18 protein-coding genes are annotated in these 13131 nt (G+C 71.5%); 3 read left to right on the top strand and 15 right to left on the bottom strand.

Annotated elements, in window-relative coordinates:
* The first annotated feature begins 189 nt into the window (after positions 1–189).
* The gene (locus tag ACYVF7_RS04775; RefSeq protein WP_460335420.1) at positions 190–1362 is read left to right on the top strand and encodes a serine hydrolase domain-containing protein; all 1173 of its coding nucleotides are present in this window, start codon (positions 190–192) and stop codon (positions 1360–1362) included.
* A gap of 48 nt (positions 1363–1410) precedes the next feature.
* Here the strand turns inward: ACYVF7_RS04775 and ACYVF7_RS04770 are convergent, their stop codons facing one another.
* The 4 genes from ACYVF7_RS04770 to ACYVF7_RS04755 all read right to left on the bottom strand — a co-directional run bounded on the left by ACYVF7_RS04770 (position 1411) and on the right by ACYVF7_RS04755 (position 5276).
* Entirely contained in the window at positions 1411–2055 is a 645-nt protein-coding gene (locus ACYVF7_RS04770; protein WP_460335417.1) for a response regulator transcription factor, read from the bottom strand.
* Positions 2046–3146, bottom strand: coding sequence for a sensor histidine kinase (locus tag ACYVF7_RS04765; protein ID WP_460335415.1), 1101 nt, complete (start codon positions 3144–3146; stop codon positions 2046–2048). Before ACYVF7_RS04765 ends, ACYVF7_RS04770 begins: the two co-directional genes overlap by 10 nt.
* Positions 3143–3769 (bottom strand): DedA family protein, encoded by a 627-nt coding sequence (locus ACYVF7_RS04760; protein WP_460335413.1) that lies wholly within the window; start codon positions 3767–3769, stop codon positions 3143–3145. The genes ACYVF7_RS04765 and ACYVF7_RS04760 overlap by 4 nt, the downstream gene beginning before the upstream one ends.
* A 76-nt stretch (positions 3770–3845) precedes the next feature.
* Complete coding sequence (locus ACYVF7_RS04755) at positions 3846–5276, bottom strand: MDR family MFS transporter (RefSeq protein ID WP_460335410.1); 1431 nt, start codon at positions 5274–5276, stop codon at positions 3846–3848.
* A gap of 84 nt (positions 5277–5360) precedes the next feature.
* On the opposite strand from ACYVF7_RS04755, the gene ACYVF7_RS04750 reads away from it, so the two are divergent.
* A complete protein-coding gene (locus ACYVF7_RS04750) occupies positions 5361–6023 on the top strand; it encodes a TetR/AcrR family transcriptional regulator (protein WP_460335408.1) in 663 nt (220 codons plus the stop codon).
* On the opposite strand, the gene ACYVF7_RS04745 is transcribed toward ACYVF7_RS04750, so the two are convergent.
* The 5 genes from ACYVF7_RS04745 to ACYVF7_RS04725 all read right to left on the bottom strand — a co-directional run bounded on the left by ACYVF7_RS04745 (position 6001) and on the right by ACYVF7_RS04725 (position 9374).
* Positions 6001–6972, bottom strand: coding sequence for a hypothetical protein (locus ACYVF7_RS04745; RefSeq protein WP_460335405.1), 972 nt, complete (start codon positions 6970–6972; stop codon positions 6001–6003). The genes ACYVF7_RS04750 and ACYVF7_RS04745 overlap by 23 nt on opposite strands.
* Positions 6969–7565 (bottom strand): helix-turn-helix transcriptional regulator, encoded by a 597-nt coding sequence (locus ACYVF7_RS04740; protein WP_460335402.1) that lies wholly within the window; start codon positions 7563–7565, stop codon positions 6969–6971. The genes ACYVF7_RS04745 and ACYVF7_RS04740 overlap by 4 nt, the downstream gene beginning before the upstream one ends.
* 90 nt (positions 7566–7655) lie before the next feature.
* Positions 7656–8510: a haloalkane dehalogenase gene (locus ACYVF7_RS04735; protein ID WP_460335399.1), complete on the bottom strand. Its 855-nt coding sequence runs from the start codon at positions 8508–8510 to the stop codon at positions 7656–7658.
* Position 8511: 1 nt separating this feature from the next.
* The gene (locus ACYVF7_RS04730; protein ID WP_460335396.1) at positions 8512–8982 is read right to left on the bottom strand and encodes a MarR family winged helix-turn-helix transcriptional regulator; all 471 of its coding nucleotides are present in this window, start codon (positions 8980–8982) and stop codon (positions 8512–8514) included.
* Positions 8983–9086: 104 nt separating this feature from the next.
* Positions 9087–9374 carry an antibiotic biosynthesis monooxygenase gene (locus tag ACYVF7_RS04725; RefSeq protein ID WP_460335393.1) on the bottom strand — a complete coding sequence of 96 codons (288 nt, stop codon included), beginning with the start codon at positions 9372–9374 and terminating at the stop codon, positions 9087–9089.
* Positions 9375–9479: 105 nt separating this feature from the next.
* On the opposite strand from ACYVF7_RS04725, the gene ACYVF7_RS04720 reads away from it, so the two are divergent.
* On the top strand, positions 9480–9941 hold the full coding sequence (locus ACYVF7_RS04720) for a MarR family winged helix-turn-helix transcriptional regulator (protein WP_460335390.1): 462 nt from the start codon (positions 9480–9482) through the stop codon (positions 9939–9941).
* On the opposite strand, the gene ACYVF7_RS04715 is transcribed toward ACYVF7_RS04720, so the two are convergent.
* The 6 genes from ACYVF7_RS04715 to folP all read right to left on the bottom strand — a co-directional run bounded on the left by ACYVF7_RS04715 (position 9938) and on the right by folP (position 13120).
* Entirely contained in the window at positions 9938–10279 is a 342-nt protein-coding gene (locus ACYVF7_RS04715; RefSeq protein WP_460335387.1) for an MmcQ/YjbR family DNA-binding protein, read from the bottom strand. The two genes, ACYVF7_RS04720 and ACYVF7_RS04715, sit on opposite strands and share 4 nt — an antisense overlap.
* Before the next feature lie 59 nt (positions 10280–10338).
* Complete coding sequence (locus ACYVF7_RS04710; protein ID WP_460335384.1) at positions 10339–10812, bottom strand: DUF3180 domain-containing protein; 474 nt, start codon at positions 10810–10812, stop codon at positions 10339–10341.
* Positions 10809–11330 carry a 2-amino-4-hydroxy-6-hydroxymethyldihydropteridine diphosphokinase gene (gene folK / locus ACYVF7_RS04705; protein WP_460335381.1) on the bottom strand — a complete coding sequence of 174 codons (522 nt, stop codon included), beginning with the start codon at positions 11328–11330 and terminating at the stop codon, positions 10809–10811. The genes ACYVF7_RS04710 and folK overlap by 4 nt, the downstream gene beginning before the upstream one ends.
* Positions 11327–11692 (bottom strand): dihydroneopterin aldolase, encoded by a 366-nt coding sequence (folB, locus tag ACYVF7_RS04700; RefSeq protein ID WP_460335378.1) that lies wholly within the window; start codon positions 11690–11692, stop codon positions 11327–11329. The genes folK and folB overlap by 4 nt, the downstream gene beginning before the upstream one ends.
* 145 nt (positions 11693–11837) lie before the next feature.
* Positions 11838–12272, bottom strand: a complete 435-nt coding sequence (locus ACYVF7_RS04695; protein WP_460335375.1) for a nuclear transport factor 2 family protein — start codon at positions 12270–12272, stop codon at positions 11838–11840.
* Positions 12269–13120: a dihydropteroate synthase gene (gene folP, locus ACYVF7_RS04690; RefSeq protein ID WP_460335372.1), complete on the bottom strand. Its 852-nt coding sequence runs from the start codon at positions 13118–13120 to the stop codon at positions 12269–12271. The genes ACYVF7_RS04695 and folP overlap by 4 nt, the downstream gene beginning before the upstream one ends.
* Between the last annotated feature and the right edge of the window lie 11 nt (positions 13121–13131).

Genomic DNA, 13131 nt, shown 5'->3' with positions numbered 1-13131 from the left:
TTTCGCTATGGTCGTTTCGTAAATAGCGTACGACCCACTCGACCATTTACGCAACGGCCGTAGCGAAATCCCCGACCACGCCTCGGCCGCGTGAGGGAGATGCGGCGTTCGCCTCGGTCGCACGGGCGAGGCGGAAGATGGGCCGGCTCGGCGATCCGCCGGGCGCTCCTGGGCCGAAGCATGGAGCCCATGAAGAGACACCTGTTCATCACCGGCGCGATGCTCACGCTCACGACGGCCTTCGGGCCGGGGGCATCGGCCGATACGCTGCCGGCCCTCGACCCTGCGGCCCTGCAGAAGGCGATCTCCGGTCTGCCGAGCCCGACCGTCACCGGCGCCCTGGTCCGGGTCAGCGGCCCCGCCGGGCGGTGGAGCGGAACGTCCGGCACCGGCGACGTCGCCACGGGCGAACCCGTGCCCGCGAACGGGACGTTCCGCATCGGCAGCGCCTCAAAGATCTTCACCGCGGCGGTCGTTCTCCAACTCGTCGCCGAACACCACATCGACCTCGACCAGTCCGTCCAGCACTACCTCCCCGGCCTCCTGCCCGCGTCGTATCCGACGATCACCGTGCGCCAGGTCCTGAACCACACCAGCGGCCTGCCCGGCACCGATATCGACTCGGGCGACGCGCGATGGTTCGTCGAGCACCGCTTCGACAGCTGGACGCCGCAGGAACTCATCGCGAACGCCGTGACCCACCCGCTGGACTTCGCGCCGGGCACCGAGCAGCAGTACAACGGAACGAACTATTTCGTCGCCGGCCTGCTCATCGAGCGCGTCACGGGACGGACGTACGCCGAGGAGGTGCGGCGGCGGATCATCGAGCCGCTGCGGCTGCGCGACACGTACGTCCTGGACCGGCACGACCCGCGGCTGCCCGGGCCGCACGCCCACGGCTACGTCGCGGTGACCGACGGGGGTGTGACCACGCTGCACGACGTCTCGGAGCAGAGCCCGTACCCGTGGGCCGAAGGCGGCATCATCTCCAGCGCCGGCGACCTGACCCGTCTCATCCGCGCGCTCTTCGGCGGCCGGGTCGTGCCCCCTGCGGAGCTGAAGGCGATGTTCACCGTTCCCGACGTGAAGTACGCCGACGGCCACAACTGCAACGTCGGCCCGTACGCCGGACGGGCCTGCTTCAGCGTCGGCCTGACGCGGACCACGCTGCCGAACGGCGTCACGGTCTGGGGGAAGACCGGCGCCCGGCCGGGTTACACGAGCGGGGTGTTCGCCACCCGCGACCTGCGGCGCGTCCTCGTCTACTCGCTCAACGCGACCGGCAACAAGGACGGCTCGGAGTCGCCGTACATCACGAAGATCGCCGCCGCGACTTTCGCCCCGGGCTTCTCCGGACCGTGAGATGATCCTCGGCGGTCGCTGCTCATAGAGCGCAGGAAGCGGCGACGGCTAGGACCCCAGGTAGCGGAGGACGGCCAGGACGCGGCGGCTGTAGCCGCCGTCGCCGGACAGGCGGAGCTTGTCGAAGATCGCGTTGATGTGCTTCTCGACGGCGCTCTGCGAGATGTGAAGCTGTGCGGCGATCGACGCGTTCGTGTGGCCCTGGGCCATGTGCGACAGCACGTCGCGCTCGCGGGCGGTGAGGTGGCTCAGCGGGTCGACGTGCGTCGTGCGGGCGAGGAGCTGCCGGACCACCTCGGGGTCGAACGCCGCGCCGCCCGCGCCCACCCGTTCCAGCGCGTCCAGGAACTCCTGCACCTGGGCGACCCGGTCCTTGAGCAGGTAGCCGACGCCCTGGGTGTCGGAGGACAGCAGCTCGGTCGCGTAGCGCTTCTCGACGTACTGCGACAGCACGAGCACACCGACGCCGGGATGCCTCCGCCGGATCTCGAGTGCCGCCCGCAGCCCCTCGTCCGTGTGGGTCGGCGGCATCCGTACGTCGACGACGGTGACGTCCGGCGGGTCGGCGTCGACCGCGGCGAGCAGCGCGTCCGCGTCGGCGGTCGCGGCGACGACCTCGTGTCCCTCCTCGGCCAACAGCCGTACGAGGCCCTCACGCAGCAGGGTGGAGTCCTCGGCCAGGATCACGCGCACGGCAGCACCGCCTCGACGACGGTCGGCCCGCCGGGCGGGCTGGTGACCGTGAGCCGCCCGTCGAGCGCGGCGATCCGGCGGGCCAGGCCGGTCAGCCCGCTCCCGCCCGAGTCCGCGCCGCCCGTCCCGTCATCGGTGATCCGCACGATCACCATGGTGTCGGGCGTGGTGACCGACACGTCGACCAGGGTGGCGCCGGCGTGCTTGGCGGCGTTCGTGACGGCCTCCCGTACGGTGAAGTACGCCGCCGTCTCGACCTGCGGCGCGGGCCGTACGGGCAGCTCACAGCGGAGCCGTACGGGCACGGGCGAGCGCTCGGCGACGGTGGCGAGGGCCTCGGCCAGGCCCAGCTCGTCCAGCGCGGCCGGGTAGACGCGCCACGCCACCTCGCGTAGCTCCTCCACGGCCCGCTGTGCCTCGTCGTGGGCCTGCCGGTACAGGTCGTCCGAGCCGTTCCGGCGGGCCCGGCCGAGGAGCATGGCCAGGGCGACGAGGCGCTGTTGGAGGCCGTCGTGCAGGTCGCGCTCGATGCGCCGGCGTTCGGCGTCGACGGCCTCGACGATGCCGGCGCGGCTGGCGGCGAGCTCGGCGATCCGGCGGCGCATGAGCTCCCGGTCGTCCGGTCCGAGGAGGCGGCGGCCGAGGCGGCGTTCCAGTGAGACGACCGCCGCCAGCCCGGCGAGATCGAGGAAGAGCAGCATGACGCCGACGGCGGTGAGGTACGCGACGATCGGTACGGACGGCGCCATCCCGTCGGGCCGTCCGCCGGAGAGCCAGTCCGCCACGGCGCCGGTCGCGGTGACCGCCCCGTACGCCAGCAGGAACAGCGCACCGCCGCCCAGCAGGCCAACGGGCCAGCGGACCGCGAGGTACGCGAGCGCCCGCCGGTCGCCGTACTCTCCGACGTCCTCCAGCCCGAGCCGACGGCGCTCCACTCCGGTCAGCCATCGGGCCCCGGCGGTGACGAATCGCGACGAGCGCAGCGGGAGCAGGGGCGCGGCGGCGAGGACGAAGACGAGGTCGGCCACTGCCGTGACCGCGCCGAGCACGGTCACGGCGAGCAGCCGGATGCCCGCCCACCCCACCTTCATGCCCGCGACCGGGTCACCCGGGCCACGATGACGCACGCGAGGGCGGCCAGCGCCACGATCACCACCGCCTTCGAGACCAGCCCGCCGTACCTCTCGACGAGCACCCAGTTGTCACCCAGCCAGTATCCGGCCAGGACGAAGGCGGTGTTCCAGATCAGGCTGCCCAGCGCCGTGAACACCGTGAACGTCACCACCGGCATCCGCTCGATCCCCGCCGGGACCGAGATCAGACTTCGCAGCACCGGGACCATCCGGGCGAAGAACACGGCCTTGGCCCCGTGCCGCGCGAACCACGCCTCCGCCCGGTCGATCTCGTGCGCCTTCACGAGCGGGATCCGCTCGACGAGCGCGCGCGTACGGTCGCGGCCGAGCAGCGCGCCGGCGGCGTACACGACCAGCGAGCCGACGATCGACCCGACCGTGGCCCAGAAGATCGTGGCGGCCAGGCTCATCCGCCCCTGCCCTGCCGTGAATCCGGCGAGCGGCAGGATCAGCTCGCTCGGGACGAAGGGGAACACCGTGTCCACCGCGTTGGCCAGGCCCGCTCCGGGTGCGCCGAGGGACTCCATGACGTGGGCGGCCCATCCGGCGATCCCGCCCGCCGGGGTACTCGTTTCGATCATGTCCTTGACGCTAGAAATCACCGACCCGCTCCGTAATGCGGTCGGCCGCCGAGTCGACCTGCGGAAAACCGCAACCTCAGCGATTGCCGCCGCCCCGGGGAAGCAGGAAGGCCGGGATGAGGGCGAGCGTGGTCAGGGCGAGCGACCACCCGAAGGTCTGGCGGAACGCGGCGGACGCGGTGTGCGTGGTGCTCTGGTGCTGCAGGACCAGGGCGAGCAGCACGGTCCCGAACGAGCCGCCGATCTGCTGCATGATCCTGCTGGCGCTGGTGGCCGGGGCCATCTGGGACGCGGACAGGCCACGGTACGTGGCGGTCATCGCGGTCAGGAGCACCGTCCCGATCCCGAGGCCCCCGACGAACAGCGCGACGCCGAGGAGCCATCTGCTGGTCTGTGGACCGGCCAGCGCGAACGGGACGACGCCGGCGACGGCCAGGGCCATGCCGGCCAGCGTGACGGCGCGTTCCGCGCCGGTGCGGTCGACCAGCCTGCCGACGAAGAACATCGCCACCGCCGAGCCCACCGCGCGCGGCGCGAGCAGGAGCCCCGCCTCGAGCACGCCGGTGCCACGGACGTCCTGGTAGTACAACGGGACGAGGAACATCGCGCCGAACAGCGACGCGCCCAGCAGCGACCCCAGCACCGAGGCGGCGCTGAAGGACCGGACCCGGAACAGCCGTACGTCGATGATCGGTGTGATCCGGGTGCGCAGCGCGTGGACGGCGTAGGCCGCCAGCAGGGTGACGCCGGCCGCGAGAGCGCCGACGACCGGGCCGCCGGTAAAACCGCCCCGGTTTCCGGCCTCGGACAACCCGTACACGACCGCCGCCAGTCCGACGGACAGCAGTGCCAGGCCGAGCACGTCCAGCCGGTCGGCGCTCTGCCGTTCGCCGCGCGGCACCACCCGCCAGGCCAGCGCGAGGGCGAGCAGGCAGATCGGCACGTTGACGAAGAACGCCCAGCGCCAGTTCAGATCGTCGACCAGCAGGCCGCCGAGGACGGGACCGAGCGCGGGGGCGACGCTGCCGGGCACGACCACGAACGTCATGGCACGCCCCATCCGCTCGCGACCGGCGGCCTGGGCGAGGATCGTACGGACCAGGGGCAGCAGCATCCCGCCGCCCACGCCCTGCAGGACGCGGAAGACGATCAGGCTGCCGATCGACCATGCGCCGCCGCACAGCATGGAGCCGCCCAGGAAGAGCGCGAGCGACACGAGCCACATGCGCCGGGCGCCGAAGCGTTCGACCGACCAGCCGGTGAGCGGGATGACCATGGACAGGGCCAGCAGGTAGCCGGTACTGACCCACTGGATCGTCGCGACCGACGCGTGGAAGTGCCGGCCCAGGGTGCCGATCGCGACGGTGACGATCGTCATGTCCAGCCCGGCCGCGACCGCCCCGAGCATGAGGACGAGCGCGAGCCTGACCAGGGCGGGATCCAGCCGGTCCGTCCTCGGGTTCTGGGGTGCCGTGCGCTCCTCGGCTCGGAGCGAAGGGCGACTCATGAGACCTCCAACAAGACTAGACGGTTCAGTTCCGTTTCAAATTAGACGGAACGGTTCCGTCTAGGCAACCGGTATGCTGAGGCCATGGATCGAACCGCTGTCTCCTCAGGTGACCGCCGTTCGCCGGCCAAGCACCGGGCGATCCTTCGCGCCGCGACCGAGGTGTTCCTGCGCGAGGGCTACGCGCGGGCGAGCGTCGACGCGATCGCGGCCGCGGCGGGCGTGGGAAAGCAGACCGTGTACGGCCACTTCGGCAACAAGCAGCGGCTGTTCCAAGCCGTCGTCGAAGAGGCGCGCAACGCGACCGGCGTCACGCTGGAAGACGTGGCGGCACTCCTCACCGACACCGGTGACCCCAGAGCCGTCCTGGAGGTCGTGGCCGAACACCTACTGCGCGCGATCACGGCACCCGATCACGCGGCGCTGCACCGGCTGACGATCGCGGAGCTCCCGCACCACCCCGAACTGCTGCGATCGTGGCGCGACGACGGCGCGGCGCCGACCAAGGTGATCGCCGCCTACCTGGCCGAACGTGACCGCCGGGGAGAGCTGAGCGTGCCCGATCCCGGCCGGACCGCGCGCCAGTTCGCGATGCTGCTCGGCGCCGAGGGACAGGTACGCTCACTGCGCGGCGCCGAGCAGATCACCGATGCCCAGATCAAGCAGATCGCCCGGGAGACCACGGATCTGATCATCCGCGCCTGCCGGATCAGTGATGCCGGATCTACGCGCCGAACCGCGCGATGAGGTCCCGGTACGTGGCGAAGGCCGGCTTCGGCTCGTAGTCGTCGGTCAGGAGACCGAAGCGGTGGAACATCCCCGGGCCGCCGCTGTCGGCGTCGCGCAGGGTGAAGTGCGTGTACGCGCCGACCCCGACCGTGGCCCGGCACGCGGCGATCGCCCGGACGATGGTCTCCAGGACCTCGGCCTGCCGCTCGGGTGACCGGTCCGGGCCGGTGGGCCAGCCGTTCTCGGTGATGTGCAGCGGCACCTCGGGGGCGATGCCGGCGGGCGCGAGGCGCTCGGCGCGATGCATTCCGAGCAGGCCGATGACGGCGTCGTGCAGTCGGTCCAGAGGTACGGGCTGGAAGACGTCGGGGAAGAAGTCCAGGCCCACATAGCCGAGGGCGTCGACGAACTCCTCGCCGCCCAGGTCCGTCACCGAGGCGATGAAGTCGGCGCCCGGCCCGAACAGAGGGGTCGTGTTGAAGCCGACCCGGAGGTGGTCGAGGCCCTGCCGCCGGGCCTCGTCGGCGGCGGCGACCACCCCTTCGACGAGGGCCTCCCGCACGCGCGGGTAGTACCCGTCGAGCGTCGGGTTTCCGGTCATGTTGGGCTCCTCGGTGACCTGCAGCGTCGCGGTCCGGTGCCCATGACGGCGGACCAGGTCGCGGACGAAGCCGGCGTATCCGGCCACGTCCCCGCTACGGGACTGGTACTGGGCGACCAGGTCCAGGACCAGCCCGCCTCCGGCGTACCGCTCGACGCGTTCCGGGCTCTGGGTCACCTCGCGGGTGTCGTCGGCGTCGACGAACGCGATGTACCCCCGGACCAGGAACGGGCGGCCGTCGGGCCGCAGCCGGTCGAGGGCGGTCCGGATCCGCTCGGGGTCATCCTTCGGGCCGGTGGCCAGGCCGCCTGTGTCGTCGCCCGTCGCTCCCCCGGGGTAGATCCCGAAGAGCAGGCCGTCGCTCATCGTCGTTCTCCTTCGTCGTCATGGTGCTCGGGCCACGGCAGGGCTCCGGTGGCGATCTGCTCGGCGGTGGCCTCGACCCAGGCCAGCTCGCTGCGCGCCATGTGCAGCGCGTAGTCGGCCTCGATCACGAACAGGCGCGGCACCTCCCCCGACCGCAGCGCGTCGTCCAGGGCCCGTTCGTCGTCGGCGATGGCGCCCCGGAGCCGGTCGGCGCGCTCACCCAGCGCGGCGCGGGCCCCGTCCGGACCGAGCGCCCCGAGGTAGGCGACGGCGGTGAGGAAGACGGGGAACTCCCGTCGCGGGTTGCGGATCTGCTCGTCGAGCCGCTCGACGAAGACGGCGCGCCCCGTCTCGGTGAGCGCGTAAACCGTCCGGGCCGGCCGGTTCCCCTCCTGGACGCGCTCCTGCGGCGTGATCCAGCCTTCGCGCTCGAGGGCGCCCACCACGTCGTACAGCGATCCCCGGTTGATCCGGACACTGGCGTCCTTGCCTCGCTCGCGCAGCACGGACGCCATCTCGTACGGGTGCATGGGCCGCTCCATCAGCAGCCCCATCACCGCCAGCCCCAGCGGGTTGTCGGCACTCCGTGGCATAGTCGCCTCCTGATATCAGAAACCGACTATAACTCAATCGCCGTTCCCCGTCCTCGGCGATCCGCCGATCCGCCGCGGACGGGACACGACTCAGCGCAGCCCGTGGCGATCCGCCCATTCGGACACGGCGGTCGCGATCTCCTCCGGGCGGTCCTCGGCGGCGTGGTGGCCGGCCTTGCCGCAGGAGACGGTCTCCAGGGCGGCGATGTTCGCCTGGCACCAGGCGGTCATCTCCTCGCCGATGAGCAGCGTGGGCGAGCCCTCGAAGGTCATGAGGAGCTTCGGCACGTCCGGGCTCTTCGCCAGCCACGCGTCGTACGCCTCGATGCGGGCGACCAGCTCGGCCGGATCGCCGCCGAGCGGCATCTGGCGCGCCCAGGCGAGGAGCGGGCGGCGGCTCTCCGGGGTCGGGTACGGGGCGAGGTACGTCTGCAGCTCCTCGTCGATCAGCGGGGTGAGCACGCCGCCGGTGAACGCCGAGCGGACGAAGAGGTTCTGCTCCAGGACCATCTCCTCGCCGGCCCCAGGCGTCCGGATGGTCTCGGAGCGCTTGCGCGCCTGCGGCGACAGCTCCTCCCAGGCCATCGGCTTGACGATGCTCTCGAAGAACGCCAGGCCGAGGACCCGGTCGGGGTGGCGGGCCGCCCAGTCGAAGGCGAGCGCCCCGCCCCAGTCGTGGCCCACCAGAACGACCTGCTCCAGACCGAGGGCGTCGAACCAGGCGTCGAGGTAGCGGGCGTGGTCGGCGAAGTCGTAGGAGATGTCGGGCTTGCCGGAGCGGCCCATCCCGATGAGGTCGGGGGCGAGCAGCGCGGCGCTGACGCCGGGCAGGACGTTCCGCCACACATGGGACGAGGCCGGGTTGCCGTGGAGGAAGACGAAGGTCGGCCCCTCGCCGGAGTCCTCGTAGTGGATGGTCGAGTCGAGCACGTTGATCTCTGGCATGTCAGGAGTCCTTTCGCGAGCGATCGAGGGGGACGTCGAGGAGGGCCGTCAGGTCGCGGACGAACGCCGCGGTCCGCGCGTCGTCCTGCCCGCCGAGCGGGGCCAGGAGCTGGTCCAGCAGCTCCTGGACCCGCTCGATCGCCGGGCGGACGGTGTCGCGGCCCTTCTCAGTGAGCGTGAGGCGGACCGTCCGGGTGTCGGCGAGGTCGCGGGCGCGCGCGATGAGGCCGTCCGCCTCCAGCGAGCGGGCGAGCTTCGAGACGTACAGCGGCTCCAGGCCGGTGTGGTCGGCCAGCTCGCGCTGGCTGGGCCGCGACCCGGCGTACTCCAGCCCGAACAGTGACGACAGCATCACGTACTGGGCGTGGGTGAGCCCGAGCGGCGCGAGCCCGCGGTCCACCGCGACGCGCCATTTGTTCGCCAGCCGCCAGACCAGGTAGCCCGGCGTCGGCCCCTTCGGTGCCTTAGCCATGTCAGTTACTGTACATGGCTACAGTAGCCATGGCTACTATTTTGGATCGCCCGCTCGCAGGACCGCTGCCGCGAGGCGTGCTCCACCCTGGCTCGTCCGGCCCGTCAGGCCAGGACGCCTTCCTCGCTGCCGACCAGTTCGTCGATCGCGGCGAAGAACGCCGCGATGCCCGGCAGGTTCGCGCCCTTGGCGCGCGAGGCCGCGAAGTCGGCGGACGAGCGCCACTCCACGACATCGAGCCACTCGCCGCCCGGCAGGGCGACCAGCCGGGCGTCCAGGAATCCCTCGCGGTCGGCGCGGAAGTCGGCCAGCATTCCCGGCCGGGCCGCCAGCAGCGCCTCGGTCCTGTCGGGTGCGACCTTGAACCGGGTCAGCTCCACCGTCGTCGCCATCACTGCCTCCTCGATCGCGTTCGTACGCCGATGACGTTATAGTCACCCATATAGATAGTCAATGTCAGTGACTATCTATATGGGTGACTAGTTGTGGGAGTGGCCATGCGACGGAGTGAACGCAAGCGACACGACCCGGACCTGGGCGTTCTCACCAGCCGGCTGCTGTTCGCCGTCCAGGAGGAGCTGTTCGACACCCTCGCCCGGCACGGGCATCCGGACCTGCGGCCCCAGCACGGAGCGGTCCTGGCCTACCTGGACCCGGAGGGCAGCCGCGCCACCGACCTGGCCCGCCGCTCCGGCCAGCACAAGCAGGTCGTCGGCAAGGTCATCGACGAACTGGAGGCGCTCGGCTACGTCGAGCGCCGCCCCGATCCGGCCGACCGGCGCGCGAAGCTGATCGTTCCGACTCCGCGCGGCCTCGACCAGATGACCCGCTCCGACGCGATCCTCGCCGGCATCGAGGAGCGCCACGCCCAGGACGTCGGCGCGGAGGCCTTCGCCCGGTTCAAACGGATCTTCCGGGAGGTCGCTGAAGGCCAGAGCGCGTGGAGGACGTGGGACTAACGATCCGCCTCGTGGCTCTTCACCAGGCGTTTCGGCGCGGTCAGCCGCCACGCGTCGATGAGGAGCTCGCGGAGGTGCTCACCGTCGATCCGCGCCACGTCGACGCCGATCCAGCCGTGCCGCCCGACGTACGCCGGGAAGGAGAAGATCTCCGGGTCCTCGGCGAGCAGGGCCGTCTGCTCGTCCTTGGTGGCCTTCACGCTCGCCGACGCGCCGTCCTCCGACAGCATCGCGAAGATCTTGTCGCGGACCCGGAACGTCGCCCGGCCCCAGGTCTCCCGCTCCTCGGCCTCGGGCAGCGCGAGCGCGAACCCGCGGAACTCCTCTGCGGACGACATCCGCGCCTCCTGTCTCACCGGTCGCTGCGCCCTCCCAGGATCGCAGCCGGCACCGACATTCAGGTGCGCGAAGCGTGCTTGCGGTCGTCCTCGTCCTCCGGGCCCTTCGGGACCCGGCAGGCGTACTCCAGGAACAGCGCCGCGCCGATGAGCGCGATACCGGCCAGGGCCGTCCCGCCGCTGACGAAGAAGTCACGCCGGGGCGTCGGCTTGTCCAGCGACGAGACCAGGTAGACGGCCATGCCGGCGAAGCCGCCGACCAGCACGGCCGCCGCGTGCGAGCTCGCCTTCCCGAGGGCCGCCAGGCGCGCGGCGACCAGCGGCTCGATCGGCTTGGTGCCGGGCTTGTGCTGGATCCGGGCGCGGGTGAAGAAGGCGGTGTACAGCTCGCCCAAGGCGAGCAGCAGCAGCGACGGCACCATCGTCCAGGGCAGCAGCGGCAGCGAGGTGTACCAGAAGCGCACCAACGCCCACACCACGACGGCGACGCCGATCAGTACGGCGGCCAGGACCGTGATCCGTGTTGGCTTCACGCGGGCGGCTGCAGGGTCAGGTCGTCACGGCGCCGGAGCTCCTGGTCCGCGACCGAGGGCAGCAGGTCCGCGATCCGGCCGCGGCCCGGCAGCGAGGCGTCCGGGTCGACGTCCGCCCACGGGACCAGCACGAACGCCCGCTCGTGGGCGCGCGGGTGCGGCAGGATCAGCTCCGGGGCGTCCGACGTCACGTCGTTCACGGTGACGATGTCGATGTCGAGTGTGCGCGGCCCCCAGCGGACCACGCGCACACGGTCCATCGACTCCTCGATGTTCAGCACGCGCTCGAGCAGCGACTGCGGCGCGACGCTGCTGTCGGCCACGATCACCACGTTGAGGAAGTCGTCCTGCTCCGGACCCCCGACCGGTTTGGTCTCATAGACCGGGGAGATCGCGACGAAGTCGAGGCCGGGCGCGTCGAAGAGCGCGTCTATCCCCTCCTGCAGGTTGTCGAGGCGGTCGCCGAGGTTGCTGCCCAGCGACAGCACGGTCCGGCGCTTCTGCTCGGTAGTCGTCATGAGCGGCTCCGGTGGATCGTCACGGCCACGTCGGTGAACGGGTGCGGCACGGGGGCGTTCGGCTTGTGCACGGTGATCTCCACGCTCTCCACCTGTGCCACGTCGAGGCAGCGGGCCGCCAAGCGCTCGGCCAGCGTCTCGATCAGGTTGACGGGTTCGCCTTCGACCACGGACACCAGCCGGTCGGCCAGTGCGCCGTAGTCGACGGTACGCAATAGATCATCTCCGGCCGCGGCGGGGCGGATGTCAAGGCCCAGAGCGACGTCGATGATGAATTCTTGGCCGAGCTCCCGCTCGGCGGGCAGCACGCCGTGCCGGCCCCATGCCCGCAGGCCCCGCAGCACGATCCGATCTGTGCTCACTGCCGCGCTCGCCTTCTCACTCGCTCCGCGGCCGGCTCGTCCCTCACCGACCACGTGCTGGTCTCCAGCCCCCTGTCGGGGCCCACCCCCGGCCTCACTCGCTCGGCGGCTCGCCGCTCGGTGCTGGTCGCCACGCGTTCCTCGCTCACTCGGCCACTTCTTCTTCCCTGCCCAGCACGGGCGAGCCGTGGTGGAGCCACAGCCGCCACCCGGTCTCCGTACGTACGAACACGTTGGTGGTCACGACGCTTCCCCCGGACGTGAGGCCGATCTCGGTCTCCTCCGCGGCGGTGATGATGTTCTCCGCACAGCTGACGACGGCCTGGTCGCCGGAGACCCTGATCTGGGTGTCGGTGAGCACGAACTGGATGTACGGGGTGTTCGCCATGATCAGCGCCCAGGAGCGGAGGACCGCGCTGCGACCGCGGATCAGCGGCCAGCCCGGGTGCACGCACACCACGTCGTCGGCGTACGAGCCGTCGGCCCAGACCGCCCCCATCCGGTCGAGGTCGGCCGACTCGAAGGCGGCGTAGAACTCCGCGTGCACCACCTCGACCTCGCGTACGTCCAGCTCGGTCACCGGGCGGCTCCCCATGCCGCCGCGACGCGTACGGCGTCGGCGTTGGGACGGACGTCGTGCACGCGTACGCACCAGGCCCCCGCGGCGGCGGCCAGCGCCGTGATCGCCACGGTCGCGTCGTCGGACTCGGCGAACGGGCGTGGCGTGCCGTCGGAGGCGGCGAGCAGCCGGCCCAGGAACCGTTTGCGGGACGCGGCCACGAGGACGGGATGGCCCAGGGCCCGCAGGGCATCGAGGTGGGCCAGGAGAGTCCAGTTGTGGTTGTCCTCGGGCCGCTTGGCGAAGCCGAGGCCCGGATCGACGATCACCAGGGACGGGTCGACGCCCTCGTCGATGACCGCCTCGATGCGGGCCCGCAGCTCGTCGCGTACCTCGCGCACCACGTCGGCGTACACCGCGCGCTTGTCCATGTCATGGCTGTGCCCACGCCAGTGCATCACCACGTACGGGACGGCGGCCTTGGCCACCACCCGGGGCATGGCGGGGTCGGCGAGCCCGCCGCTGACGTCGTTGACCAGCCGGGCCCCGGCGGCGATGGCGGCCTCGGCGACCTCCGCTCGCATCGTGTCGACGCTGACCGGCACGCCCTCGGCGGAGAGCGCCTCGATCACCGGGATCACGCGGCGAAGCTCCTCGCCCAGCGAGACCCGCTGGGCGCCTGGGCGGGTCGACTCGCCTCCGACGTCGACGATGTCGGCGCCCTCGGCGACGAGGTCGAGGCCCCGCCTGATCGCGGCGTCGTGGTCGAACCAGGCGCCACCGTCGGAGAAGGAATCGGGCGTGACATTGACGACGCCCATGACGAGACAGCGCCCTGGGTCGGGCAGGCCGGCGACGCTCATGGTCATGCGCTCAGCCT

The sequence above is a fragment of the Actinoallomurus acanthiterrae genome (genome assembly GCF_054775715.1).
This window is presented reverse-complemented; position numbering and strand designations above follow the sequence as displayed.

Excerpts from the sequence above, each read along its gene's own strand:
- ACYVF7_RS04775 (WP_460335420.1), top strand. The coding sequence starts at position 190 with ATGAAGAGACACCTGTTCATCACCGGCGCGATGCTCACGCTCACGACG.
- ACYVF7_RS04760 (WP_460335413.1), bottom strand. The coding sequence starts at position 3,769 with ATGATCGAAACGAGTACCCCGGCGGGCGGGATCGCCGGATGGGCCGCC.
- ACYVF7_RS04725 (WP_460335393.1), bottom strand. The coding sequence starts at position 9,374 with ATGGCGACGACGGTGGAGCTGACCCGGTTCAAGGTCGCACCCGACAGG.
- folK (WP_460335381.1), bottom strand. The coding sequence starts at position 11,330 with ATGACGACTACCGAGCAGAAGCGCCGGACCGTGCTGTCGCTGGGCAGC.
- folP (WP_460335372.1), bottom strand. The coding sequence starts at position 13,120 with ATGACCATGAGCGTCGCCGGCCTGCCCGACCCAGGGCGCTGTCTCGTC.
- ACYVF7_RS04715 (WP_460335387.1), bottom strand. The coding sequence starts at position 10,279 with ATGTCGTCCGCAGAGGAGTTCCGCGGGTTCGCGCTCGCGCTGCCCGAG.
- ACYVF7_RS04730 (WP_460335396.1), bottom strand. The coding sequence starts at position 8,982 with ATGGCTAAGGCACCGAAGGGGCCGACGCCGGGCTACCTGGTCTGGCGG.
- ACYVF7_RS04765 (WP_460335415.1), bottom strand. The coding sequence starts at position 3,146 with ATGAAGGTGGGGTGGGCGGGCATCCGGCTGCTCGCCGTGACCGTGCTC.
- ACYVF7_RS04740 (WP_460335402.1), bottom strand. The coding sequence starts at position 7,565 with ATGCCACGGAGTGCCGACAACCCGCTGGGGCTGGCGGTGATGGGGCTG.
- ACYVF7_RS04735 (WP_460335399.1), bottom strand. The coding sequence starts at position 8,510 with ATGCCAGAGATCAACGTGCTCGACTCGACCATCCACTACGAGGACTCC.
- ACYVF7_RS04720 (WP_460335390.1), top strand. The coding sequence starts at position 9,480 with ATGCGACGGAGTGAACGCAAGCGACACGACCCGGACCTGGGCGTTCTC.
- ACYVF7_RS04750 (WP_460335408.1), top strand. The coding sequence starts at position 5,361 with ATGGATCGAACCGCTGTCTCCTCAGGTGACCGCCGTTCGCCGGCCAAG.
- ACYVF7_RS04745 (WP_460335405.1), bottom strand. The coding sequence starts at position 6,972 with ATGAGCGACGGCCTGCTCTTCGGGATCTACCCCGGGGGAGCGACGGGC.
- ACYVF7_RS04755 (WP_460335410.1), bottom strand. The coding sequence starts at position 5,276 with ATGAGTCGCCCTTCGCTCCGAGCCGAGGAGCGCACGGCACCCCAGAAC.